Consider the following 25,250-nt stretch of genomic DNA (forward strand, 5'->3'; position numbering starts at 1 on the left):
TACCTCGGCAAGACCGGCCAGATCACCGAGCAGATGAAGGGACTGGGCAAGCTGGCGCCGGAAGAGCGCAAGGTACAAGGGGCGATCATCAACGTCGCCAAGGAACAGATCGAAACCGCGCTGACCGCACGCCGCGATGCACTGGCCAATGCCCAGATGCAGGCGCGCCTGAATGCGGAAGCCATCGATGTCACCTTGCCGGGCCGTGGCCGTGGCGTGGGCGGCATCCACCCCGTGATGCGCTCCTGGCAGCGCGTCGAGGAAATCTTCCGCTCCATCGGTTTTGATGTCGCCGACGGTCCCGAGATCGAGACCGACTGGACCAATTTCACCGCATTGAACAGCCCCGAGAACCACCCGGCGCGCTCGATGCAGGACACCTTCTACATCGAAGGCAACGACACCCAAGGCAAGCCGCTGCTGCTGCGTACCCACACCAGCCCGATGCAGGTGCGCTACGCCCGCATGAACAAGCCGCCCATCAAGGTCATCGCACCGGGCCGCACCTATCGTGTCGACAGCGATGCTACCCACTCGCCGATGTTCCATCAGGTCGAAGGCCTGTGGATCGCCGAGGACATCAGCTTCGCCGACCTGAAGGGCGTGTACCTCAACTTCGTCAAGGCCTTCTTCGAGACCGACGACCTGCAGGTACGCTTCCGTCCCTCGTATTTCCCCTTCACCGAACCCTCGGCCGAGATCGACATCGCCTTCGGCAGCGGTCCCCTGAAGGGCCGCTGGCTGGAAGTCTCCGGTGCTGGCCAGGTGCACCCGACGGTGGTGCGCAACATGGGTCTGGATCCTGAGCAGTACATCGGTTTCGCCTTCGGCTCGGGCCTGGAGCGTCTGACCATGCTGCGTTACGGGATCAACGACCTGCGCCTGTTCTACGAAGGCGACCTGCGCTTCCTGAAGCAATTCAATTAATTCGATCACGCAGGGCGCCGCGCTGTCGCGGCGTGCCTCCGGCTCATAGCTCATAGCCGATAGCTGAAAGTCTGAATCATGCAATTCTCTGAAAACTGGCTGCGTACCATGGTCAATCCGACCATGACCTCGGATGAACTGTCGCACCTGCTGACCATGTCCGGTCTGGAAGTTGAGGAAGTCGAACCGGTTGCACCTCCCTTCACCAATGTGGTGGTGGGCGAAGTGCTGGAAGTCTCCAAGCACCCGGATGCGGATCGCTTGAACGTGTGCCGCGTGAATGTTCATACCGGCACCATCCTCAACATCGTCTGTGGCGCGCCCAACGTGCGCGCCGGTCTCAAGGTGCCTTGCGCCATGGTCGGCGCCGTGCTGCCGCCGGGTGCCGATGGCAAGCCTTTCGAGATCAAGGTCGGCAAGCTGCGCGGCGTGGAGTCGCAGGGCATGCTGTGCTCGGCCCGCGAACTGAAGTTGTCGGACGATCACGGCGGCCTGCTGGAGCTGCCCGACGATGCACCGGTGGGCCAGAATTTCCGCGACTACCTGCAACTGAACGACCTGAAGTTCACCATCAAGCTGACCCCCAACAAGGCGGATTGCCTGTCGGTGCTGGGTGTGGCACGTGAAGTTTCGGCCCTGACCGGTACGCCCCTGAAGGCCCCGGCCTATCAGGCCGCCGCCGTCAACCTGGACGAGAAGCTGCCGGTGCGCATTTCCGCGCCCGACCTGTGCGGCCGTTTTGCCGGTCGCGTGATCCGTGGCCTCAATGCCAAGGCCGCCACCCCGCAGTGGATGAAGCAGCGCCTGGAGCGCAGCGGCCAGCGGCCGATCTCGGCGCTGGTGGACATCTCCAATTACGTGATGCTGGAGCTGGGCCGTCCCTCGCACGTGTTCGACCTCGACAAGATCCATGGCAGCCTGGACGTGCGCTGGGGCCGCAAGGGCGAATCTTTGAAGCTCCTCAACGGCAATACCGTGGAAATCGATGAGTGGGTCGGCGTGATCTCCGACGACAAGGAAATCGAATCCCTGGCCGGCATCATGGGGGGCGATGCCACTGCGGTTTCGCTGGACACCACCAACATCTACCTGGAAGCCGCATTCTGGTTCCCGCAGGCGATCCAGGGCCGTGCGCGCCGCTACAACTTCTCGACCGATGCCGCGCATCGCTTCGAGCGTGGCGTCGACTTCGCCACCGTGGTCGATCACATCGAGCGCATCACCGCGCTGTTGCTGGAAATCTGCGGTACCCCCGAGACCCGCGTCGGCCCGGTCGACGACCAGATCGTCAACCTGCCCAAGCGTGAACCGGTCGCGCTGCGCACCGCGCGTGCGGCCAAGGTGATCGGCGTGGAGATCACTGACGAGATGGTGTCGGATATCTTCAAGCGTCTGGGCCTGTCTTTCGACTACCAGCCTGGCCTGTTCTCGGTGACGCCGCCGTCCTATCGCTTCGACATCGAGATCGAGGAAGACCTGATCGAGGAAGTCGCCCGCGTCTACGGTTTCGAGAACATCCCGGCACTGCCGCCGGTGGCCGCCAATGCCATGCGCATCGCGCCCGAGAACACCCGTTCGCTGTTCGCCATCCGCCGCCTGCTGGCCGATCAGGATTATCAGGAAGTGGTCAACTTCAGCTTCGTGGAAAGTGCCTGGGAAGCCGACTTCGCCGGCAACACCGATCCCATCAAGCTGTTGAACCCGATCGCCAGCCAGATGAGCGTGATGCGTTCTTCGCTCATCGCCGGCCTGGTCGCCAATGCACGCTACAACGTCAACCGCAAGGCAGCGCGTATCCGCGTCTTCGAAGCGGGTGCCGTGTTCCACAAGAACGCCGCCATCACCGATGGTCCGCTGGCTGTCGCCGGTTTCGAGCAACCCAAGTGCGTGGCCGCATTGGCCTATGGTCCGGTGGCCGAGGAGCAGTGGGGCCAGCCGACCCGCAACGTCGATTACTTCGACGTCAAGGCCGACCTGGAAGCGCTGTTCGCGCCGCGTGCACTGCGTTTCGTCAAGGCCGAACATCCGGCGCTGCATCCGGGACGCACTGCGCATGTACTGCTGGGTGACAAGGTGGTCGGCGTGATCGGAGAATTGCATCCGAAGTGGCAGCAGAAGTACGACCTGCCGCTGGCCCCCGTGGTCTTCGAGGTGGATGCCGAGGCGCTGCAGGAGCGTGACCTGCCGTCCTACTCGGAAATCTCCAAGTTCCCGGCGGTCAGCCGCGACATCGCTCTGGTGGTCAAACACTCGGTCGGTGCGCAGCAATTGCTGGACGTTTTTGCCGCTGAAAAGCAGGCCAATCCGGATTGCAGCATCTTGCAAGCCCTTGTTTTATTTGATGAATATCAAGGCAAGGGGCTCGAAGCGGACGAAAAAAGCCTTGCGTTCCGCTGCACCTTGCAAGATACTCAAAACACCCTTCAGGATGACAAGGTTGACCTTGCGGTGAATGCACTGGTGGCCGCGGCGAGCGCCAAGCTCGGTGCCAGGTTGCGTGCCTGATGTGATGTCCGAGAGCGAAAATAATTACAGACCGGAATCGGTTGAGGCCCAGTCATTCATCGCCATGAACAACGTGAATTCGAACGAATTTCAATCCGTGCTGGACGCCGACCTGCATCGTGCCGTACTGGAATCCCAGGCACGTTCGCAGGCCGACAAGAACCTGCCGACGCTGACCAAGGCCGAGCTGGCCGAACTTTTGTTCGAGCAGGTCGGTCTGAACAAGCGCGAAGCCAAGGACATGGTGGAAACCTTCTTCGACGAGATCCGCAACGCTCTCGAACGTGGCGAGGCCGTCAAGCTGTCCGGCTTCGGTAATTTCCAGCTGCGCGACAAGCCGCAACGGCCTGGCCGCAATCCCAAGACTGGCGAGGAAATCCCCATCACTGCGCGCCGCGTCGTGACCTTCCACGCCAGCCAGAAATTGAAGGAAATGGTGGAACTCTCCAGCGGCGACGCCGTTGAAATGTCCGTCTAATCTATGAACGATCGTGTCAACAAACCGGCGGCCATCGTCTTGCCGCCCATCCCGGCCAAGCGTTATTTCACGATAGGCGAGGTCAGCGAACTGTGCGGTGTGAAGCCGCACGTGTTGCGCTACTGGGAACAGGAATTCACCCAGCTGAAACCGGTGAAGCGCCGCGGCAACCGGCGTTATTACCAGCACCACGAAGTGCTGTTGATCCGCCGCATCCGTGAACTGCTGTATGAACAAGGCTTCACCATCAGCGGTGCCCGCAACAAGCTTGACGGCACGCACGAGGCCGAGCAGCCGCAAGAGCCGCAGCGTCCCGTCATCAGCCTGGACGAGGCGGCCATCGATGCCTTGCGGACGGAGTTGCAAGCCGTGCTGGAAACCCTGAAGCCCGGGGCTGCCGCCTGATATACGTGCCAGGGTTGTTGCGCCGGAGATCTTGCCGACCAACATAAGCTTTCTCGTTTCCCGGTTTTTATTTTTACGCGCCACACGCTGGTCCTCATCGGCCACCGTGTGGCGTGTTCATTTCCGGGGTGCTCCCGGCCAACAGACGGAGATCTCACCATGAGTCCTTATCAATGGCGTCCGATGCGGGCGGCTGACTTGCCGCACGTGATGGCGATCGCTGACTTGGTTCACGCTGGCTATTTCGAAGCAGAAGAAGTCTTCGCAGAACGTCTGGCCTTGTTTGCGCCTGGCTGCCGGATCGCCGTGCGCAGCGGGCAAGCGGACGGCACCGAGCAGGTCATCGGTTACGCCTTCATGCATCCCGCTCGCCTCGGTGTGCCGCCATCCCTCAACAGCTTGCTGAACGGACTGGATACTGCGGCCGATTGCCTGCATCTGCACGATGTCGCGCTGCTGCCGGCGGCACGCGGCTCCGGGCTCGGGCGGGAGTTGGTGGACGATCTGTGCCGGGTGGCTGAGCAGGCGGGGCTGCCGATGGCGACCTTGGTGGCGGTGCATGCATCAAGTGCCTACTGGCGGGCCGCGGGATTTGCCGAGGATGCGCAGGCGCTGGCAGGGAAGGGCGGGAGTCTGGCCAGCTATGGCGAGGGCGCGCTCTACATGTCCAGGCGGTTACGCTAGTGCCGGTGCTTGCCTTGGCGGAAGATTGATTGTTGTCAATGTGGCAAAAAGTTAACGCTCGCGCGTTAACGAGTTTTTCACTTGATCAATCGACAACTGTTGTCTTAAAATTAATGAAAAATTTACAACAGTTTGCTTGGATTTGCGTCTTCCAAGCACATCAATTCACTTCCGCCACCTGATCTGACAAGCGAAGGCGGCATCCGTTATAAGGGGTAACGTTCCATGTCGCGTCTTTCCAGGTCGGTGCTGGCCGGTGTTGCTGTCTTGCCTTTCCTTTCCCTTGGTGTGAGTGCTGCTGCGCAGGCCGCCGTGGCCCCGCTGACTGGCGCTGAAGCGCTGCAGCAGTTCAACCTGGTGGTGCTGGGTAATGCCACCTCCAATTCGCACGTCGATGGCCGGGCCTGGATCGGCGGTTCGGTGACGGGCGGTGACTATGTACAGCACTCCGGCAGCACGCCCGCATCGAATTACGCCGGTCTGACCGTGATGGGGACGGCAAGCGGTTTGCATGTCAACGGACTCGGTTCCTATATTGGCGGCTCCTTCACCAATTCCACCGTCAACAGCGGCTCCAGCTATATCGCCGGTTCGGCGAGCGGCAGCAATCTGAATGGCCCTGCCTATGTGGCAGGCAGCACCAACGGGGTCAACTTCAATGGCGGCCGCTCGTCGTCGCCGAGCACGCTGATGCAGACCAATGCCGATGCTGCCGGCTCGACCAATTTCAGCAACACGCTGACCAGCCTGTCCAATAGCCTCAAGACGGCCACTGCCAACAGCACGGTCTCCGTCGCGAACAACAAGGCCACCTTCAATGCCGTGGCCAACAACCAGGGTGTCGCGGTCTTCAATCTGGATAACACCACCAGCGCGTCGGTGTTCTCGGTAGGTGAATTTTCCTTCGCCGCCAATGGTGCCAGCACCATCATCATCAATTCCAGCGTGAGTTCGGCGGTCATCGGTGCCAACTTCCTGGGTGGACAAGCGCAGTCGTTGGGCAAGTCCATCGTCTGGAACTTCTACAATGCGACCAGCCTGATGATCAACAATCAGTTCGGCGGATCGATCCTGGCTACTCACGCCAGCCTGACCAACAACCAGAACATCGAAGGCGGAGTGTTCGTCAACAGCTTGACGCAGAACGCCGAGCTGCACCTGCAATCCTTCACCGGCAACCTGGCGGCAGTGGCCCCGGTCCCCGAGCCTGAGCAATATTTGATGATGCTGGGCGGCCTGGCCATCGTGATCGGTGTGGCGGCGCTGCGGCGTCGGCGCGTGGCGCTGCCCGGCCTGCGGCTCGCCTGATCGCGGCCCGGAGGGGCATCAGCGGAAAGGCCGTTCAGTATGGACTGAGCGGCCTTTTTCTCGTAGAGCTGTTCAAAACGTCAGAGGGGGGCGTGGCGGACATAGACCTCGGTGCGGCCAGACAGATTCTTGGCCAGTTCCTGCAGGAAACTTTGAGTCGGTGCCGGCTTGTCGAAGCCGGTCATCAGGAGGCCTGCGGCCAGGGCGAATGGAAGCAGAAAATGGCGCAAAGCCGGTGCCGGCTCGCGCAGCGACAGGCCAAAGGTCCAGGCCGCGCTGGCGCCGACCAGTAGTCCCAGCAGCACTTCCGATTCCGAATGCACCTTGATCATCAGTCGGGACAGCCCGACTGCCGTTACGAGGAGCGCGGTGATGGCCAGGATGGTGGTACGCCAAGCCGGCGTGCTGCGTCGGGTCAGCAACAAAGCAACGGACAGATAGAGTGCGCAGGAAGAAGCAGTATGACCGCTGAAACCGGTGAAATTGAGCAAAGGTGGCCGGATATCCCAGCCCATGAAGAGCAGCTTGCTGATCACCACGATCAACATCGCTCCACCAAATGAAATGAGCCAGGCCAGCATCGGCCGCCACAGTCGGTTGACGGCCAGCCAGAGTGCCAGGATGCATGCACCGGGAACGGTGATGGCGCTGTCGCCAAGAAAAGTGATGGTGTGCCAGTTCATGAAAAGGGGGATCAGCGGAGCGATTGCGTCAGCGATCTTACTCGCTTGTGCGGTGCGGAGAAAGCGCTAGGACTATTGTTCTCCTATAAACGTTCAGTTTGTGTTGCGGTGCGATATATATCGTTTACGAATTTTCATGAGTTTGTTGCCAATCTTTACATTTACCGTTTCTCCTACAAAGTCACGCTACCTTGTCTGATTGCCGCTTTTGGACGGGCGCGTATCCTTGTTGGTCTGCTTTCTGACTGGCAATGTTTTGCATAAATTTTTGCCTAAATTTCGAAAATGATGCATGATTACTTCTAATTTTTTTCGTGTTGCACTGCAACAATACGGACTCCAAATATTGCCATTGTTTTAAAAGTAAAACTAGAAAAAGAAAGGGCTCTGATTCGTGAAGCCATGGCAGTTTCGCATTAGCAGCGGGCGCAGGACTCAAGTGCAGATGTGCGCTCTGCTGGTGTCCGTGACATGCCCGCTGGCGTACGCAGCCGACCCGGGCCAGGTGGTCGTGCCGTATGTGCAGTACAGCTACTTGCATGATGACAACGTGCTGCGCCTGAGCGGACCCGACGCCGCCGTGTCGGCGCTCGGTGCGCCAAAGTTGTCCGATTCGGTGCAGAGCCGGACTGCCGGCCTGAAGCTGGACCGTGAGCTGAGTCGCCAGCATGTGACGCTCGACGCCAGCGCAACCAAGAATACGTACGATTATTTTTCGCAGTTTGACAATGATGCCCGCGACCTGAAAACCAACTGGAGCTGGTTCCTGGGAGAGCGTTTTTCGGGTGACATCGGCTATGTCTATTCCAAGTCGCTCACGCCGTTCCAGAATTTCCGGATATTGGGTCTGAACATTCGCACCATGCAGACCAAATATGCAACGCTGGCATGGCAATTGCACCCTGACTGGACGGTGCGCAGCCAGGTGTCGCATTTCGGGCTGGGCTACGACCTGAACACGCAGCAGGCCAACAATTTCAGTCAGAACCTGGCTGAGCTGGGCCTGGATTACAACCCGCGCAGCGGCAGCGTGGTCGGCGTGCAGGTACGCAAGACCGACGGGCGGTATCCGAATGACGTGCTGGTGGGTACCGAGTCCATCAACAACTCATTTACCCAGGAAGACTACAAGCTCAAGGTGGTCTGGCTGTACAGCGCCAAGACCAAGCTGCAGTTCCTGGGCGGCCTGACCCAGCGCGACCGCAAGTCGCCCACGGGTGGCGGCGGGTACCGCGGTTTCAACGCGCGTCTGGTCGGCGACTGGGCCGCGACGGGCAAGACCGGTTTCGTGGCCAACCTGTGGCGTGAAATTGGCGGCGTCAACGACGTCGATGCGAATTTCGCACTGACCACCGGTGCCAGCCTCGGCGCGACCTATCTGCCGACGGCCAAACTGCGGGTGGAAGGTCTGGTGGATGTCGAACGGCGCAACTACAACGGTGCCTCCATCGTCACCGGCGTCACGCCATCGAGCCGCCGGGACAGCTACGAGAAGGCCAGTCTGAGCCTGACGTATGCGCCGACGACCTCCTTGTCGATCTTGTTGGCGGTCTATCGTGAGACCTTGCAATCGAACATCAGCAACTTTGGCTATGTGTCCAACGGTGTATCACTGACTTCGCGCTATGAATTCTGAGGCTCCCAAAATGAGTGACCTGCATGACGGTCTGCCGTTGGCCAATGTCAAGGCCAATACCATCACGATGGTATTCAAGCGCTTTGTCGAACCAGCCCTGATCGTGGCTTACCTGTGGGTGCTGGTGCGCCTGCACGGTCATGCATTCAACGGGGATTATTGGGTGCTGGCCATCATGGCGTTTTTCCTCTCCTCCTATTTCTTCACCGAATTCCACGAGCGGCGTCTGCGCCGCAACCCCAAGGGGCCGTCGATCATCTCGCCCGTCCTGGACTGGCTGGCGGTGGCAGCGGTGCTGGTCGTGGTGGCGTATATCTGTGAGTTCTATCAGCAGTTTTCGCTGCGCGCGATTTTCTTCTGGGTGGTCACCACGCCGGTGGGCCTGATCATCTCCCAGCAATTGCAGTCGCGCGTGATGCGCGACTTGCACAGCAAGGGAGAAGTGCGCAAGGCCATCATCATCGGTGTCAATCCGGCCGCGCTGAAGCTGGCGGATCGCGTCGAGAAATATCCTTCGCTGATGATCAAGCTGATGGGATTCTTCGACGACCGCGAGCTCAATCGCCAGCCGGCAGGTACCTTCACGCCGCTGCACGGCAAGATGTCGGACGTGGCTGCGTACGTGCGCGAGAACAACATCAACATGGTCTACATCAGCATGCCGATCTCGGCGCAGCCGCGCGTGCTGCAGATGATCGACGAGCTGCAGGACACCACGGCCTCGATTTACTTCATCCCCGACATCTATATCTTCAACCTGATCCAGGCGCGCTTCGATTACGTCGGCGGGATGGCGGTGATGGCCATCTGCGAGACGCCCTTTACCGGTACCAACAACATCGTCAAGCGCATCAGCGACCTGGTGCTGGCCTCAGGCATCCTGCTCATGCTGCTGCCGGTGATGATGGTCATTGCCTTGTGCGTCAAGCTGACCTCGCCTGGTCCCATCATCTTCAAGCAGCGCCGCTACGGGCTGGATGGGGAAGAGATCGTGGTCTACAAATTCCGCTCCATGACGGTCATGGAGGACGGCGGCAAGGTCACCCAGGCCACCAAGGGGGACATGCGCCTGACCAAGATCGGCGGCTTCCTGCGCTCCAGTTCACTGGATGAGTTGCCGCAGTTCTTCAACGTGCTGCAGGGTCGCATGAGCATCGTCGGTCCGCGCCCCCACGCAGTGGCCCACAACGAGTTGTACCGCAAGCAGATCAAGGGCTACATGCTGCGCCACAAGGTCAAGCCGGGCATCACCGGGTGGGCCCAGGTCAACGGCCTGCGCGGGGAGACCGAGACGCTGGACAAGATGAAGGCACGTATCGAATTCGACCTGGAATACCTGCGCCGCTGGTCGCTGATGTTTGACCTGTGGATCATCTTCCAGACCGTGCGCATGGTGATCAAGCGCGACAACGCTTATTGATGGACAAGGCCTTCTCGCAGGGGAGGGGCAACAAGCACCGGCCGCGGTAGCCGGCAACAAGTGACACAGAAAAGAAGAGAGCTTGGTCAAATGAAAATCGGGAAGGCAACAGTTTCATGGCAGCACAATGTCGCGGCGAAGGCGCTGGTCTCCGCGATGCTTCTGGTGGCATTGGCCGCCTGCGGCGAGAAGAAGGCCGCGTCAGGTTCCAGCCAGGTGGTGGCCATTGTGGACGGTCAGGAAATCACCATTCACCAGGTCAACAATGAGCTGGCCAAGACCGGCGGCACGCAGGTCACCAAGCAGCTGCTTGACGGACTGGTGGCGCGCCAGCTGATGATCAATGCCGCCAGGAAGGACAAGCTCGACAACGATCCGGCCGTGGTGGCCGACATGGAGCGGGCACGCAACCTGGTGCTGGCGCAGAGCTACGTGGCCGGCAAGCTGAAAGCCCCGGTTCGCCCGTCGGATCAGGAAATCGAGGATTTCTATCGCAAGAATCCCGATTGGTTTGCCCAGCGCAAACAATATGAATTTGCCCAGTTGATCATCGCGGGGACCAGCCTCACCCCCGAGCTCAACGCCCTGATGGACCAGCCCGGCAAGCGTCTGGATGATGTGGTCGGCTGGCTGGATTCGCATCGGGTGCAGTATGCGCGCCAGCAGGTGGTCAAGACTTCGGCGGATCTGCCGCAGCAGATGAATACCAGCCTCAAGACCATGGAGCGCGGCACCATGTTCGTGGTGATCGAAGGACCGACGGCCATCCTGACCTCCTTGCAGGACGTCAAGAATGTGCCCATGACGCTGGCGGTGGCCTCGCCCCAGATCGCCCAGTATCTGGTGACCCTGCAGCAGAATCAGGCGTCCGAGCAGTTGGTGGAACGGTTGAAGAAGGACGCCAAGATCGAGCTCACCGAGCAGGCCAAGTCGTTCAAGGATCTGAGCGCTGCGGCCCCGGCGGACAAGGATGGCGCAGCCGTGCAGGGTAGCCCTGGCAAGGATGCTGCTTCAGCGGACAGCGAGGCGATCAAGCGCGGCGTCGCCGGTTTCAAGTAAGCATGGATCAACAACGGGCGTGCAGCGCCTGAATCAAGAACCTCAAGAACCTGATGTATTGCGGAGTAATGACGATGATGAGAAAAATAGTATTCCTGCTGATCGGTCTGATGCTGTCCAGCGTGAGCCTGCTTGCGCAGGCCGACGATATCCTGCTCGGGCCGGGTGACGTGATTCGCGTCAAGGTCTATGGCAGCGATGACCTCAGCCTGGAGACCCGCATCAGCGAAGCCGGCGTGATCAGCTTCCCGCTGGTGGGCGAAGTGAAGATTGGTGGCCTGTCCACCGCCCAGGCCGAGACCAAGATCGCCGGTCTGCTCAAGAAGGGCGGCTATCTGGTCAACCCGCAGGTGAACATTCTGGTCACCGTTCCGCAGAGCCAGATGGTGTCGGTGCTGGGACAGGTGTCCAAGCCGGGACGCTACCCGCTGGATGGCAAGCGCAACGTGGCGGACGTCATCGCGCTGGCCGGTGGCGTGACGCCTGATGGCGGCGACGCCGTGACCATCGTGCGCAAGAACGGCGGTGCGGTCAGCAAGCAGCTGGTGGACATCTACAGCATCACGCATAGCGGCGACACCTCGGAACTGCCGGAGGTGCAAGCCAATGACGTGATCTATGTGGAGCGTTCGCTGCGTTTCTACATTTACGGTGAAGTGCAGCGTCCGGGCATGTACAAGCTGGAACGCGGCACCACGCTGCTGCAGGCGCTCTCCGTGGGTGGCGGCCTGACCCAGCGCGGTACCGAACGCGGCCTGGTGGTCAAGCGCCAGGTGGATGGCAAGCTGGAGGAGCTGCACTTGAACAAGGACGATCCGCTGCAGGCCGACGACGTCGTCTACGTCAAGGAAAGCTGGTTCTGATCCGGCACCCGGCTGCAACGCACATGATTTCCCATTTTGCTATCGCAAACGCCAACCAGGAGGCGTGATCCCATGAATCTTTCTCAATTTGTTCTGATCCTCCAGGCTCACCTGCGGGTGATCCTGCTGATCCTGTCGATCACCGTTCTGGTGGCGCTTGGTATCAGCCTGACCCAGTCCAAGCAATACAAGGCGACCTCGTCGGTGGTGCTGAACTACAAGGCCTCCGATCCGGTGACCGGCCTGGTGGTCGCGCCCCAGGCCTTGCCCGGCTTCATGCCGACGCAGGTGGCCATCATCAACAGCCCGTCGGTGGCACTGGCTGTCGTGGACAACCTGAAACTGGCGCAACAGCCTGCGGTCAAGGCTGCCTTCGACGCCCAGAATCATGGCGATATGGATATCCGCAACTGGCTGGCCGGCGTGCTGCTGGCAAAACTGGATGCGGTGGCTTCCAAGGAAAGCAGCGTGATCGACATCACCTTCCGCGCTGATGATCCGCAGTTTGCGGCACTGGTGGCCAATGCCTTCGCGGCCGCCTACCAGCAGGTCAGCATGCAGCTGAAGCTGGACCCGACCCGCAAGGCATCGTCCTACTTCAACGACCAGACCAAGCTGTTGCGCGATGCCTATGAGCAGGCGCAGGCCAAGCTGTCGAAGTACCAGGAAGAGCATGGCATCACCAATCTGGACACCCGTACCGACGTCGAAAACAACCGCCTCAACGACCTGTCGACCCAGCTGGTGATGGCCCAGTCGGCCCTGGCCGAGGCGCAGTCGCGCAGCCGCCAGGCCAAGGCCGGTGGCGCTGCCGAATCGCCGGACGTCAATGCCAGTGGCCTGATCCAGACCCTGAAGTCCAACCTGGCCATCTCGGAAGCCCGCTTCGAGCAGGCCTCCAAGCGCTTGGGCGTGAACCACCCGGACTACCTGGCGGCCAAGGCCGAGCGTGATGGCCTGCGCGCGCAGCTGGCCAATGCGAGCGCCGCCATTTCCGCCTCGGTGGGCGGCAATGCCACCATCCTGGCCAAGCGCGAGTCCGAGATTCGCGCCGATTTCGAAGCGCAAAAACGCAAGGTGCTGGAGATGAACCGCACCCGTGACGAACTCGCCGTGCTCAGCCGTGAACTGGAAAGCGCCCAGCGCGCCTACGAGATGACCTCGCAGCGCTTCGCCCAGACCAGCCTGGAAGGCCAGTCCAACCAGTCGGATATCTCGTTGTTGTCGGCCGCCGTCCCGCCGGTCAATCCGTCGAGCCCGCGCATCCTCATCAACCTGATCCTGGCCGTGTTCGTCGGCGGCATCCTTGGCGTGATGACTGCGCTGGGCCTGGAGCTGACCAATCGCCGGGTACGTTCCGAGCAGGACCTGGTGGAAGAGCTGGGGCTGCCGGTGCTGGGTTCGATCACTCGCCCGGTGACAAGCTCGTCTCGCCGCCGCTTCGGATTCGGACGCGGCAAGCCTGCCTGATCCGGGCCCGTTTTCATCGCCAATAAAAACAGATACCGCGGGAATAACATGACTACAGCAACGTTGACATTCACTGAAGGCACCTCGCTGCCGAACCGCTCCATCGGCGCCATCCTGGTCGACAGCGGCAAGCTGACTCCCGAGAATGCGGAACGCATTCTGCGTCTGCAGCGCGAGCGCGGCATGCGCTTCGGTGACGCCGCCATCCAGCTCGGCTTGCTGACGCAGTCCGATATCGATCAGGCCTTGTCGCGCCAGTTCGACTATCCCTATCTTCTCAAAGGCGAAAGCAAGGTCAGCGAGAAGGTGGTGGCGGCCTACAATCCGTTCAGCAAACAGGTGGAAGCCCTGCGTGCCTTGCGCAGCCAGCTCATGGTCCGCTGGTTCGACATCGACGGCAAGCACAAGGCGCTGTCCATCGTCAGCCCGGCCAGCGGGGAAGGGCGCAGCTTCATCGCCTCCAATCTGGCCGTGGTGTTCTCGCAGCTGGGCGAGCGTACCTTGCTGATCGATGCCGACATGCGCCAGCCCTGCCAGCACGAGCTGTTTGGCCTGGATAACCGCAACGGCCTGTCGGGCGTGATCGCCGGCCGCTGCAGCGCGGCCGATGCGCTCCAGCGCGTGCCGGATCTGCTGGACCTGTCGGTCTTGCCCGCCGGTCCGACCCCACCGAACCCGCAGGAATTGCTGGGCCGTCCCAACTTCACGCAGTTGCTGGGCGACCTGGTACAGGATTTCGATGTGATTCTGGTCGATACCCCGTCCGGCGGCCAGTATGCCGACGGCAACATGATCTCGGCTCGCACCGGTGCCAGCCTGGTGGTAGTGCGCACCAACATGACCCACATCTCGGCCGTCCGTACGCTCACCGACAACCTGACCAGCGCACACGTGGCCGTCGTCGGCAGCGTCGTCAACGAGTTCTGATCTCCCGACCCTCCTGACGAGAACTGCAAGATGACTGCCCAGACCCTGCGCCCCATGCGTCAACAGCCATTCTCCGGCCTGCCCTGGCTGGTGGTGGCGGCGGGCCTGGCGGCCATGTACGTCCCCAGTTTCATTGACCTGTTCCATGGCGTGTGGGGCACCGAGCGCAACGCGCACGGCCCGATCGTGCTGGCCGTCGCGTGTTGCTACCTGTTCGTGCGGGTGCGTCAGCTGCATCAGGACGGGCTCATCGAGCGCCGTCCGGCACCCATCGCCGGCATGGTGTTTCTGTTGCTGGGCTTGCTGTGTTTCGTGCTGGGGCGCTCGCAGACCGTGCTCTTCATGGAAGCGGGATCGCTGATCCCGATCCTGATCGGCATCGTCTTGCTCCAGTTCGGGATCCGTACCTGCCGCCGCCTGTGGTTTGCCTTTTTCTTCATGTTGTTCATGGTGCCACTGCCGGCCTCGGTGGTGGACCTGCTCACCCAGCCGCTCAAGATCGGCGTCTCCTACGCCTCCGAACTGATCCTGCGTCAGTTCGGTTATCCGATCGCGCGCAGCGGCGTGATTCTCTACATCGGCCCCTACCAGTTGCTGGTCGCCGATGCCTGCGCCGGGCTGAACTCGCTGTTCACCCTGGAAGCGCTCGGCTTGCTGTACATGAACCTGGTGCGTCACCAGTCGCTGTTCCGCAATCTGGTGCTGGCGGTCCTGATCGTTCCGATTTCCTTTACGGCCAATACGGTGCGCGTCATGGTGCTGGCCCTGATCACCTATTACCTTGGCGATGCCGCCGGCCAGGGCTTCCTGCACGGGTTCGCCGGGATGCTGCTGTTCTTCGTGGCACTGGGCCTGATCATCGCGCTGGATAGCCTCTTGCGCTGGATCGCCGTGCGCCATGCGGCCTGGCGCGGGCTGCCGGTTCCCGAGGCGGTGCCGCGCCAGCGTGCTGCTGCGGCCGCGCAGGACAACACACAGTTTTCCATGAACCTGCGGCTCTCCATTGCCGTGGTGATCGCCATGGTGGTCTCGGTGGGCCTGGTGCAGTTGCTGGTGCCGCGTGAGGTCAACGTGGTCAAGAAGGGCAACTTCGCCACCGTCATTCCTACCCAGTTCGGGCAGTGGAAGGAAGTGCCGTCGCCATTCCTGCAAGTCAACGTAGGTCTGGAGGACGGGACCGATCGCAGCACCGACCAACCCTACGACGACGTGCTCGGACGCACCTACGTCAACAGCCAGGGACAGATGGTCATGCTGGCGCTGGCCTACGCCAAGGAGCAGACCCAGGACGTGAAGATCCACCTGCCCGAAGTCTGCTACGTGGCCCAAGGATTCGTGTTGAGCGGCAAGGAGCGGGTGGCCATCCCGGTGCGGGCGGGCAGCCAGCCCGTCATGGGCTCGCGCTTCGTTGCATCCCGCCAGAACCGGGTCGAGGCGGTCACCTACTGGGTGCGCATCGGCGATGGATTCCCCAACGGTGGCCTGGCCGCACGACTGAAGATATTTGAAGACGGCATGGCCGGCCGGATCTCCGATGGCATCCTGGTGCGTGCCTCCACCCTGGTGCAAGAGGGAGCATCGCAGGCCGACGAGTTCGCCTTGCAACAGCGTTTCCTGGAAGACCTGCAGTCAGCCGTGGGTGCGGCCAACCCCGGCCTGCTGGTGCCGGCGTGAGCGCCTGGGTGATGACCGGCGTGGAATGTTCAGCAGTCGCGCAACGGGCAAGCTCGGCTTGCAGCGAAGGACAATGAAATGAGAAAAATCAATCTGGACTTGACCCAGCTGCTCATCCTGGCAGCCGGCGTCATGGTGGCCGTGCTGGTCGGGATGGTGCTGCCGGTGGCGGCAACCTTGCTGGGCGACAGCGTCGGACGTCTGGCGGCAGTGCCGGCGCTGTTCCTGCTGGGAGCCATCTTCGTCTTCAACAAGCGCTTGCTGCTGTTGCTGATCCTGCTGCTGCGCGCCTCCGGCGACGTCGTGCTGGAGTCCACGCGGATAGGGGCCGGCGGTGGCGGTGCCGGCCTCGGCGGGGCCATCAATGCCCTGATCATTCTGATCGCGCTGCTCTTCTTCATCGAGCGCCCGCGCCTGCTGCCGCGCAAGGCGGCAGTGGCCTGGCTGATCTTCCTGGCATGGGAGGCGGTGTGCGTGGTGGTCTCGCCCAATGCTGCCGTTGGCCTGAAAACTGCGCTCTCGCTGTGCTCCTACTTTGCCGTGTTCGTCTGCGCGTTTTATATCGTGCGCACCGAGGATGACTTCCGCTTCATGGTGCGCCTCATGATCGGCTCGTCGGTCATTCCCGCCATCTACGGGCTGGTGAGCGTGGCGATGGCCGGCGGCGTGTCCGGTGGTTTCCGTCTGCAGAGTACGTTTACTCACCCGAACATCCTGGCCTTCTACCTGACCCTGATCATTTCGCTGGGTCTGTACGTCCTGAAAAGCCCGACCTTCAAGCTGAGCCAGCTGCAGCGCTTTGCCTTCACGGGCTATCTGGGCGTGCTGATGGTCTTGCTGCTGCTGACCCAGACGCGCAGTGCATGGGCGGCGGTGCTGGTGCTGTTCGTTCTGTACGGACTGATGTTCGAACGGCGCTACCTGATCTACCTGCTGGTGCTGTGCTGCCTCTCCTTGCTGATCCCCAGTGTGCAACAGCGGATCATGGATCTGGACGGAGGCGGTACGGTGGTAGGCAACTACGCCAAGCTCAATTCGTTCGCCTGGCGCGTGCTGCTGTGGGAGAGCGCGCTGAACTGGATGTCGCCCAGCCGCTACCTGACGGGCTATGGCGTGGAAGCCTTCGGTTACTACTCGAACGTGTTCTTCCCGCTGTCGGGCAACTTCGAGTGGAAGGCACACAATGTGTTCGTCCAGCTGATTTTCGATATTGGCGTCATCGGGCTGGTAGCCTACCTGGTGCTGTTCTATCAGGCCTTCCGGGCGCTGCTCCGGCTCTATCCCAGGGATCGCCTGGGTGCGGGCATCCTGATTTGCGCACTGGTTCAATATCTGGTCGTGTCGGCCTCCGACAACATGCTCAGCTATCTGGCGTTCAACTGGTATTTCTGGATGGCGATGGGCATGGGCTGGTCGCTCTATCTGAATGGACAGCCGGCTGATAAGGAAAGGGCAGGGCAAGCGTCGCGCCTGGCCGCAGCCCCTGCTGCCTGAGGGGCCGTGATGGGTGGGCTGCGCCGTGCAGGTGCAGCCCACCGCAGCGGGCCTGGCCGTTATTCGGCCTTGATCAGCTCCGCTCCGACGGTCGAAGAAGCGCCGCCGCTCTGCGCGTAAATGATCAGTTGCGGGGTGTTGGCATTCCAGACGAAGGTCGTGCTCTGGCCATTGGCCAGGTAACCGGAGTCGGTGACCACCTTGCCGACCAGCTTGTCATAGATGGTCAAGCGCAGCTTGCCGCCACCTGTGGCACGCGCTGTCAGTTTGTACTTGGCACCCATGACCGGCTTGGCCCAATCGACCGGCTGCATGCCGCGATTGGAGTAATTGACGGCAATCGTGGAAGCGCTGGCGCCGGAGATCACCACCGATTGCTGCCACGAGTCGAAGGTGGCCTGGCCGCTGCCGGCTTGCAGGGTCCAGGCACCGCGCATGGAGAGCAGGTTGAGATTCTGGTTGGGCGTGAAGGCCTTGCCGTTGCCATCGATCCAGCCGCTGGCCCCGGTCACGCGGCGCAGGGCGGCACGGATGGTTTGCAGTTCGTTGGAGACGGTGGCATTCCAGCCGCCCGGGGAAGGATTGGCGCTCGATCCGATCTCGGCAAAGATGGCGAAGGGCGTGCCGTCGTTGGCGTCGATGACGTAGGCACCGTAGCGCTTGAGCGTTTCAGCGATGCGGCGCACTTCTTCGTTGGTGATCTTGGATGTGTCAAAGGAAGGCGGCAGCATCATCAGCGCGCCTTCCGGGAATGGACCGCTGTTGACCTTCGCCGCATTGACGTCGGCCGAGGTGGCCGGGAAAACGTAGGTGGGCTTGGCGCTAAGGCCGTTGTAAGTCATCGTCATGGCCAGCGCGTGCGGATAGTACTCCGGCTTGGCGGCAGCTTCGTGGATGCGGATCAGCCCGGCCGAAGCAGGAACGCCCGCCGCACGCGCGCCCTGGTAGTAATGCGCAGGATCAGGCCAGCCGGTGCCGTTCATCTTGGTCCATGCGTAGAGTCGTGCAGTCCATTTGCCGTCCTGCTGTTTCAGGCCCCAGAAGGAATGGATGATGCCGGTGGACGGGTCCGCGATATCGGCGTGAGCATCGCCGCCCGGGCCAGGCTTGGTCGCTGCCGGCCAGTGGGGAATGGTGATGTCGCGGAAGACCTCTTCGTCAGCGATCTTGAGGCTGTTGCTGCCGGTCGGCCCGGTCACGGTTACCGCCGGATCATTCGGGCTGGCCAGGAACACGCCGGTCGAGTAATCGCCGTTGGTGATCAGCGGCGAATAGGTCGATGTAGGGATGACGTCGTTGGAAAAAGTGGGATTGACCGGCCGGCTGTTCCACAGTGAATCCGCAGCGAAGGGTTTGAGGTAGCTGCCCCATTCCTGAGCCCAGGCCGGTGCACTGGCCAGGGCTGTGCATCCAAGCGCCAGGCATAACTGGGCTTGGCGTAGCTTGCTGAATTTTCGTTGCATGAGCATTTCCTATGAAGTAGTGGTGGTGCCGCAGGGCAAGATGCTGCCTTGGGAATCAGTCTGACGCACAAAGCGCTCAACGGTTCGGTGCCCCTGAAAAGTATAGCGAGCCTGTCGCTGTTCATGGCGTAAAAAAAGCTGACAGGCCAGGTTCAGTTGAATGCGAACTTTTCATTTGATGGGCTCTCGAAGCGCAGCAACAAAATGTGTGCAAGTGCAGCAAATTTGTGGGGCGGATGCCGCATAATGTGAAAGATAAGGTGAGCTTTCACTCTTGATGAGACTGGTTTGGTGCCATGTGGGAATGCACATTCTGACCAAGTCGTTGGCTACTGGTTGCGTGCGACGGGCCAAACTCATCAGGACAACGCGGCGACAGGGCCAGTGGCTTCTGCTGCAGGTGAAAATGCGAGCCGGGTGGTTTTGGCGAAGCCTTCGGACAGTGCCCGGCAGCACGCTGGTGGCGCAGGACGCATGAAGGATTTTGAATCGGACGAGACGGAAAGAGACGATGTTGATAGGACTATTGCAAACGATACTGCTGCTGTTCCTGGTGCTGCTGGCCATTCCGGTGACGGTATTGCTGGTGCAGGTGCTGGCGGCGCGGTTCGCGCGTCCCAGGTCGACGGTGCTGAGTCCGCTGCGTCCGCGCATCGCGGTGCTGGTGCCGGCCCACAATGAGGCGGGCGGGATTGCCGAGGTCATCGCCGGCATCCGTGCCCAGCTGGCGCAGGGTGACCGTGTACTGGTGGTGGCGGACAACTGCTCCGATGACACTGCAGCCATCGCGCGCGCAGCCGGTGCCGAGGTCACGGAGCGTTTTCACGATGTCTTGCGCGGCAAGGGCTATGCGCTGGACCACGGTATCCAGCAGCTGGCGCAGGATCCGCCCGACGTGGTGATCATCGTGGATGCCGACTGCTTCCTGGGTCCCGATGCGCTGGACACGGTCAGTCGCGCCGCGGTGCAGTCGGGCCGCCCGGTGCAGGCCTTGTACCTGATGCATGTGCCGCAGGAATCCGGCCCGATGCGCAAGATCGCCGAGTTTGCTTGGGTGGTGAAGAATCATGTGCGGCCCCTGGGTTTCCAGCGCCTCGGCCAACCCTGCCAGCTGATGGGCACCGGGATGGCATTTGGCTGGCAGCAGATCGGACGGGTCGATCTGGCCACCGGTCACATCGTCGAAGACATGAAGCTGGGTGTCGACCTGGCCACCGTGGGGCAGCCGCCGCTGTTCTGTCCGGACGCGCTGGTCTACAGCTACTTCCCGGTCAGCGAAAGCGGTGTCAGCACGCAGCGTACGCGCTGGGAGCACGGCCACCTGAGCGTGATCCAGACCTATGTGCCCAAGCTGCTGCGACAGTCGCTGCGCCTGCGCAATGGAGCCCTGGCGGCGCTGGCGCTGGATCTGAGCGTACCGCCGCTGGCCTTGCTGGTCATGCTCACCGGCGTGGCGTGGCTGCTGGCCTTGCTGGCCGCGCTGGTCCTGGGCGGTACGGCGGCCCTTGGGCTGGCCAGCCTGATGCTGGCCGCGCTGGTGTCGTCGGTGCTGCTGGCCTGGTCCGGGTTTGCGCGCGATGTGATCAATCTGCGCCAGTTGCTCAGCGCCGTGGGCTATGTGGCACGCAAGGTGCCGTTGTATGTGAAGTTTCTTTTCAATCGTCAGGTAGAGTGGGTGAGGTCCAAACGTGACTCTGAATGAGCCTATTGCAGTGGCGTCCGCGCCAGTGGCTGCGCAGCCCGGCGCAGTGATCGATCCGGGGCCGGATTTCTCGCGCGAGGTGTATTGCATCCTCGGTCTGCCGTTCGACCTGGTCGACGTGCAGCAAGCCTGCGCGCGCATGCATCTGGCCAGCAAGGAACGCCGCCGCTGCTTCCTGTCCACGCCCAATCTGAACTTCGTGATCGCCTGCCTGCAGGACTTGCAGTTCCGCGAAACCGTCCTGCAGAGCAACCTGTCGGTGATCGATGGCATGCCCATCGTGTGGATCGCCCGCGCCCTGGGATTGCCCTTCACCGAACGCGTCTCCGGCTCGACCTTGTTCGACGCCCTGCGCAGCACGGCTGGCCGCAATGGCGTCGATCCCATGCGCATCTATTTCTTCGGCGGCTTGCCCGGCGTTGCCAAGCTGGCCTGCGAAAAGATCAACGCCGACCGCGGCGGCATGCAGGCGGTCGGCTATGAAACCCCGGGCTTCGGCACGGTCGAGGAGATGAGCAGCCCCGAGACCATCGCAGCGATCAACCAGAGCGGGGCCGATTTCCTCGTTGTGGCGCTGGCCGCCCGCAAGGGCCAGCAATGGGTGCAACGCAATCGCGATGCCCTGCAGGTGCCGCTGATGGGCCACCTGGGGGCCGTGATCAATTTCGTGGCCGGAACCGTGTCGCGCGCTCCGGTCTGGGTCCAGAAGACCGGCCTTGAATGGGCCTGGCGCATCAAGGAAGAGCCGGCGCTGTGGCGGCGCTACTGGAATGATGGCCGCACCCTGCTGAAGCTGCTGTGGAGCGTCGTGATCCCGGCCGCGCGGGCGGCGCGCCGTCCGGCGCCTGCCGCCGCGCAATTTGATGCGGCCGGCATGGAACTGAGGCTGGATCATGGCACCAGTGAATTGCTGCTGAGCGGTGCCATCGGCCAGCCCAACATCGGGCGCTGGCGCTCGCTGCTGGCCCAGGCTGCGCAAGGGCAGGGGCCGGTGGTGCTGGATTGCGCGCAACTGACCTGGATCGACAGCGCCGCCGTCGGTTCGCTGATCCTGCTCTATGCGGCCTGCATGGCTGCCAAGCGTCCCTGGGCGATCATCAATCCGTCGGCGTCGCTGCGGCGGCAGTTCGAGCTGATGTGCGCACAGTATTTGCTTGAACCCTTGCGGTGACGCCGTCCCCGCTGTCCTTATTCCTGTCCTGGGCGGAGGGACTGCGGCATGAGGGATCTTCGTGCCGCGACCTGTGCCGGGCAACCGTTTTTCGATTCAACTCCATAGAGCAAGAAAGGCAAACATGAAAGCGATGATTCTCGCAGCGGGCAAGGGGACCCGCGTTCGGCCGCTGACCTACGCGCTGCCCAAACCGATGATTCCCATTCTGGGCAAGCCCGTGATGGAGTATCTGATCGAGCACCTGGTGAAATTCGGCATCCAGGACATCATGGTCAACGTCAGCTACCTGCATGACCGCATCGAGAATTATTTTGGCGAAGGCCAGCGTTTCGGCGCGCGCATCGGCTATTCCTTCGAAGGCTATGTGGATGACGACGGCCAGGTCTTCCCCGACCCCATCGGTTCGGCCGGTGGCATGAAGAAGATTCAGGAGTTCGGCGGCTTCTTTGATGAAACCACGCTGGTCATCTGCGGCGATGCGCTGATCGATCTGGACATCCATTCGGCCCTGTTCGAGCACCGCCGCAAGGGCGCGCTGGTCAGCGTGATCACCAAGGAGGTGCCGATGGAGCAGGTCTCCAGCTATGGCATCGTGGTGACCGAGCCCGACGGCAAGGTCAAGTCCTTCCAGGAAAAGCCGAAGCAGGAAGAAGCCCTGTCCAATCTGGCCAGCACCGGTATCTACATCATGGAGCCGGAAGCCCTGGAGCTCATCCCCAAGGACAAGTTCTTCGACATCGGCTCCGACCTGTTCCCGCTGCTGGTGGAAAAGCAGTTGCCGTTCTATGCCCAGAAGCGCTTCTTCAACTGGATCGACATCGGCAACGTCACCGATTTCTGGTCGGTGCTGCAGAGCGTGCTGAAAGGGGAAGTGGCGCAGATGTACGTGCCCGGTACCCAGATCCAGGAAGGTGTGTGGGTCGGACTCAACACCCGCATCGAGTGGGAAGGCACCACCATCGAAGGGCCGGTCTACATCGGAGCCGGTTCTCATATCGCAGCCGGCTCGACCATCATCGGACCGGCCTGGATCGGCCATGGCAGCCATATCTGCAGCGGCGCGAAGGTCATTCGCAGCGTGCTGTTCGAGTATACTCGCGTAGCCAGTGGCACCACCTTTGAAGACAGCGTGGTCTATGGTGCCTACAGCGTCACCCATGATGGCGCAATGAAGCATACGTCCGATCAGCCGGACGAGCAGTGGAACGACGCGCGCGACCGCCGTCTCAAACCACGGACTGGCGTGGATAACAGGAGCACCTAATGTTAATTACCAAAATCTATCCCGTCATCTTGTCCGGCGGTTCGGGAACCCGCCTGTGGCCGCTCTCGCGTGCCGCCTATCCGAAGCAGTTCCTGCCGCTCGTGAGCGAACAGACCATGCTGCAGGAGACGGTCACGCGTGTCGGTTCCTGGCCGGAAGTCCAGGCCCCGCTGATCGTCTGCGGCAATGAGCACCGTTTCATGATCGCCGAGCAGATGCGTGAAATCGGCGTGCGCCCGCTGGGCATCATGCTCGAGCCGCAGGGCCGCAATACCGCGCCGGCCGTCGCCGCCGCCGCCTTGCACCTGCAGCGCCTCGATCCGGAGGCGGTCATGCTGGTGCTGCCGGCCGACCACGTGATCAAGGACGTGCTGTCCTTCCACGAGGCGGTCCGCCGCGCCATGGCTTCTGTGCAGCAGGGCGCGCTGGCCACTTTCGGCATCGAGCCGACGCAGCCGGAAACCGGCTACGGATACATCCTGCGCGGTGGCGCTCACGGCGCCGATACCGGCAACTTCCTGGTCGATCGCTTCGTCGAGAAGCCGGATCTGGAGACCGCCACCGGTTTCCTGAAGCAGGGCGGCTATTACTGGAACAGCGGCATGTTCCTGTTCAAGGCGCGCGATTTCCTCGCCGAGCTGGAATCCCATCGTCCGCTGATCGGTGCGGCCGTCAAGGAGGCGGTGAGCAAGGCCTACAACGACCTCGATTTCTGTCGCCTGGATGAGGCCGCGTTCGCCGCGTCCCCCTCCGAGTCGATCGACTACGCCGTGATGGAAAACACCTCGCGCGCGGTCGTGGTGCCCGCCAGCATCGGCTGGAGCGATGTCGGTTCATGGAGTGCGCTGCACGAAGTGCTGCCGGCAGATGCCGAGGGCAACGTGGTACGCGGAGACGTTCACCTCAACCAGGTCAAAAATACCCTGGTGCGTGCGGAAAGCCGCATGGTGGCGGTGCTTGGCGTGGAAGACCTGATCGTGGTGGAAACCGACGATGCCGTGCTGGTCGCCAACCGTGAGAAGGTGCAGGAAGTGAAGGCCTTCGTGGACAAGCTCAAGAATGCCAAGCGCACCGAGCACGTCCATCACAAGCGCGTCTTCCGTCCTTGGGGCAGCTACGAGAGCGTCGACTCCGGCGAGCGCTTCCAGGTCAAGCGCATCATCGTCAAACCGGGTGAGAAGCTGTCGCTGCAGATGCATTATCACCGCGCCGAACACTGGGTCGTGGTCAGCGGCTCGGCGCTCGTCACGCGCGGCGAAGAGGTCACTCTGCTCAGCGAGAACGAGTCCATCTACCTGCCCATCGGCGTGACCCATCGCCTGGAAAATCCGGGCAAGCTGCCGCTGCACCTCATTGAGGTGCAATCGGGCAGTTACCTCGGTGAAGACGACATCGTTCGTTTCGACGACGTCTACAAGCGCGCCTGAGTTCGCCCGACCACCACTGATTCTCTTGCCTTGCTGCCGGGTTCTCCGGCATTGGCATGAGGAAACTGCAATACGCCCGATGGCTGCCATCGGGCGTTTTCTTTTTGTTCTCCAGCTAAATTTCCCCCGCCTCACGCCATCACCGACACCGGAGTGATGGTAATCACTGCTTGTGCATATCATTACATGCTGCAATGCAATATAAAAACCATTGTGCGTCAGCTATTTGTCAGTAATTGCGTACGTGAAAAACGCGAGTTATTTTAATTTTGCGTCACTGACTCGTGCGTCAGTAGCACGTCAGTGCGCTGTCAGCACTTTGTCAGGAAGCATGTTTCAAGACGTAACAACGGGTATGAAAAGACGTTTTGCGTGATTTTTTATTTGTTTATGGACCGGTTTTTATGCGAGCATAACAATGCTTCAAGTTTGTTTTTATGACCACGAATTCTTTACTGTGCGTCGCAGCATTATGGTAAATTCCTTACCGCTCTTTACAGATGAGCTGCTGCCGTTCACAGGAGTCCTGGCGTCGATGCCCGTTGCGTGCCGCGCGCCTCGTGGCTCTGCCGGCTTCGTTGCGGAGCTTGCGCAGCAGCTGAAGCCTTCTGCTTGTTTCTGACGCCGCCGCACGCGGTCTTCGATCCCTTCAAATCCATACCCGATGTCCTTCAAAGAGATAGTCAA

Annotated in this window: 21 protein-coding genes; 18 read left to right on the forward strand and 3 right to left on the reverse strand. The window is 61.3% G+C overall.

Annotation, left to right across the window (positions count from 1 at the left end):
- From pheS to B3873_RS12425, 6 genes are all read left to right on the forward strand, one after another.
- On the forward strand, nucleotides 1–927 hold a 927-nt coding region (gene pheS / locus B3873_RS12400; protein WP_286866404.1), incomplete at its 5' end, for a phenylalanine--tRNA ligase subunit alpha.
- A gap of 78 nt (nucleotides 928–1,005) precedes the next feature.
- Nucleotides 1,006–3,432: a phenylalanine--tRNA ligase subunit beta gene (pheT, locus tag B3873_RS12405; protein WP_286866406.1), complete on the forward strand. Its 2,427-nt coding sequence runs from the start codon at nucleotides 1,006–1,008 to the stop codon at nucleotides 3,430–3,432.
- Nucleotides 3,433–3,496: 64 nt separating this feature from the next.
- Entirely contained in the window at nucleotides 3,497–3,910 is a 414-nt protein-coding gene (locus B3873_RS12410) for an integration host factor subunit alpha (RefSeq protein WP_051057415.1), read from the forward strand.
- A gap of 3 nt (nucleotides 3,911–3,913) precedes the next feature.
- Nucleotides 3,914–4,315 (forward strand): MerR family transcriptional regulator, encoded by a 402-nt coding sequence (locus B3873_RS12415; protein WP_034331538.1) that lies wholly within the window; start codon nucleotides 3,914–3,916, stop codon nucleotides 4,313–4,315.
- 159 nt (nucleotides 4,316–4,474) lie between these two features.
- On the forward strand, nucleotides 4,475–4,999 hold the full coding sequence (locus B3873_RS12420) for a GNAT family N-acetyltransferase (protein ID WP_286866407.1): 525 nt from the start codon (nucleotides 4,475–4,477) through the stop codon (nucleotides 4,997–4,999).
- A gap of 225 nt (nucleotides 5,000–5,224) precedes the next feature.
- Nucleotides 5,225–6,307 (forward strand): collagen-binding domain-containing protein, encoded by a 1,083-nt coding sequence (locus B3873_RS12425; RefSeq protein WP_286866408.1) that lies wholly within the window; start codon nucleotides 5,225–5,227, stop codon nucleotides 6,305–6,307.
- Between the two features lie 80 nt (nucleotides 6,308–6,387).
- Here the strand turns inward: B3873_RS12425 and B3873_RS12430 are convergent, their stop codons facing one another.
- Nucleotides 6,388–6,990 (reverse strand): phosphatase PAP2 family protein, encoded by a 603-nt coding sequence (locus B3873_RS12430; RefSeq protein ID WP_286866409.1) that lies wholly within the window; start codon nucleotides 6,988–6,990, stop codon nucleotides 6,388–6,390.
- 394 nt (nucleotides 6,991–7,384) lie between these two features.
- Between B3873_RS12430 and epsL the strand changes: the two genes are divergently transcribed.
- The 8 genes from epsL (at nucleotide 7,385) to B3873_RS12470 (ending at nucleotide 17,533) form a co-directional block, all read left to right on the forward strand.
- Nucleotides 7,385–8,626, forward strand: a complete 1,242-nt coding sequence (epsL, locus tag B3873_RS12435; RefSeq protein ID WP_286866410.1) for an XrtB/PEP-CTERM-associated polysaccharide biosynthesis outer membrane protein EpsL — start codon at nucleotides 7,385–7,387, stop codon at nucleotides 8,624–8,626.
- Between the two features lie 10 nt (nucleotides 8,627–8,636).
- A complete protein-coding gene (locus B3873_RS12440; RefSeq protein WP_051057491.1) occupies nucleotides 8,637–10,046 on the forward strand; it encodes an undecaprenyl-phosphate glucose phosphotransferase in 1,410 nt (469 codons plus the stop codon).
- A 90-nt stretch (nucleotides 10,047–10,136) separates the two neighbouring features.
- On the forward strand, nucleotides 10,137–11,105 hold the full coding sequence (locus tag B3873_RS12445) for an EpsD family peptidyl-prolyl cis-trans isomerase (RefSeq protein ID WP_286866412.1): 969 nt from the start codon (nucleotides 10,137–10,139) through the stop codon (nucleotides 11,103–11,105).
- Nucleotides 11,106–11,182: 77 nt separating this feature from the next.
- A complete protein-coding gene (gene epsE / locus B3873_RS12450; RefSeq protein WP_039786590.1) occupies nucleotides 11,183–11,968 on the forward strand; it encodes a polysaccharide export protein EpsE in 786 nt (261 codons plus the stop codon).
- A gap of 72 nt (nucleotides 11,969–12,040) precedes the next feature.
- On the forward strand, nucleotides 12,041–13,438 hold the full coding sequence (epsF, locus tag B3873_RS12455) for a chain length determinant protein EpsF (protein WP_276839093.1): 1,398 nt from the start codon (nucleotides 12,041–12,043) through the stop codon (nucleotides 13,436–13,438).
- A gap of 48 nt (nucleotides 13,439–13,486) precedes the next feature.
- Nucleotides 13,487–14,365, forward strand: coding sequence for a chain length determinant protein tyrosine kinase EpsG (gene epsG / locus B3873_RS12460; protein WP_051156604.1), 879 nt, complete (start codon nucleotides 13,487–13,489; stop codon nucleotides 14,363–14,365).
- 30 nt (nucleotides 14,366–14,395) lie between these two features.
- Entirely contained in the window at nucleotides 14,396–16,039 is a 1,644-nt protein-coding gene (gene xrtB, locus B3873_RS12465; RefSeq protein ID WP_286866415.1) for an exosortase B, read from the forward strand.
- Nucleotides 16,040–16,117: 78 nt separating this feature from the next.
- Complete coding sequence (locus B3873_RS12470) at nucleotides 16,118–17,533, forward strand: O-antigen ligase family protein (protein WP_039788632.1); 1,416 nt, start codon at nucleotides 16,118–16,120, stop codon at nucleotides 17,531–17,533.
- A 59-nt stretch (nucleotides 17,534–17,592) separates the two neighbouring features.
- Here B3873_RS12470 and B3873_RS12475 read toward each other — a convergent pair whose 3' ends face one another.
- Entirely contained in the window at nucleotides 17,593–18,996 is a 1,404-nt protein-coding gene (locus tag B3873_RS12475; protein WP_209533098.1) for an Atrophin-1 multi-domain protein, read from the reverse strand.
- A gap of 511 nt (nucleotides 18,997–19,507) precedes the next feature.
- Here B3873_RS12475 and B3873_RS12480 point away from each other — a divergent pair.
- From B3873_RS12480 to B3873_RS12495, 4 genes are all read left to right on the forward strand, one after another.
- The gene (locus B3873_RS12480; RefSeq protein ID WP_286866416.1) at nucleotides 19,508–20,698 is read left to right on the forward strand and encodes a glycosyltransferase family 2 protein; all 1,191 of its coding nucleotides are present in this window, start codon (nucleotides 19,508–19,510) and stop codon (nucleotides 20,696–20,698) included.
- A 10-nt stretch (nucleotides 20,699–20,708) separates the two neighbouring features.
- Nucleotides 20,709–21,869, forward strand: a complete 1,161-nt coding sequence (locus B3873_RS12485; RefSeq protein WP_286866418.1) for a WecB/TagA/CpsF family glycosyltransferase — start codon at nucleotides 20,709–20,711, stop codon at nucleotides 21,867–21,869.
- Between the two features lie 133 nt (nucleotides 21,870–22,002).
- Nucleotides 22,003–23,136, forward strand: coding sequence for a sugar phosphate nucleotidyltransferase (locus B3873_RS12490; protein ID WP_039788631.1), 1,134 nt, complete (start codon nucleotides 22,003–22,005; stop codon nucleotides 23,134–23,136).
- Nucleotides 23,136–24,563 (forward strand): mannose-1-phosphate guanylyltransferase/mannose-6-phosphate isomerase, encoded by a 1,428-nt coding sequence (locus tag B3873_RS12495; protein ID WP_286866419.1) that lies wholly within the window; start codon nucleotides 23,136–23,138, stop codon nucleotides 24,561–24,563. The genes B3873_RS12490 and B3873_RS12495 overlap by 1 nt, the downstream gene beginning before the upstream one ends.
- A 435-nt stretch (nucleotides 24,564–24,998) precedes the next feature.
- Here the strand turns inward: B3873_RS12495 and B3873_RS12500 are convergent.
- Nucleotides 24,999–25,250: hypothetical protein (locus tag B3873_RS12500; RefSeq protein ID WP_286866420.1), on the reverse strand; the 252-nt coding region annotated here is incomplete at its 5' end.

Origin of the sequence: Herbaspirillum sp. UBA812 (assembly GCF_002296545.1) — a bacterium.
GTDB lineage: Bacteria > Pseudomonadota > Gammaproteobacteria > Burkholderiales > Burkholderiaceae_D > Herbaspirillum > Herbaspirillum huttiense.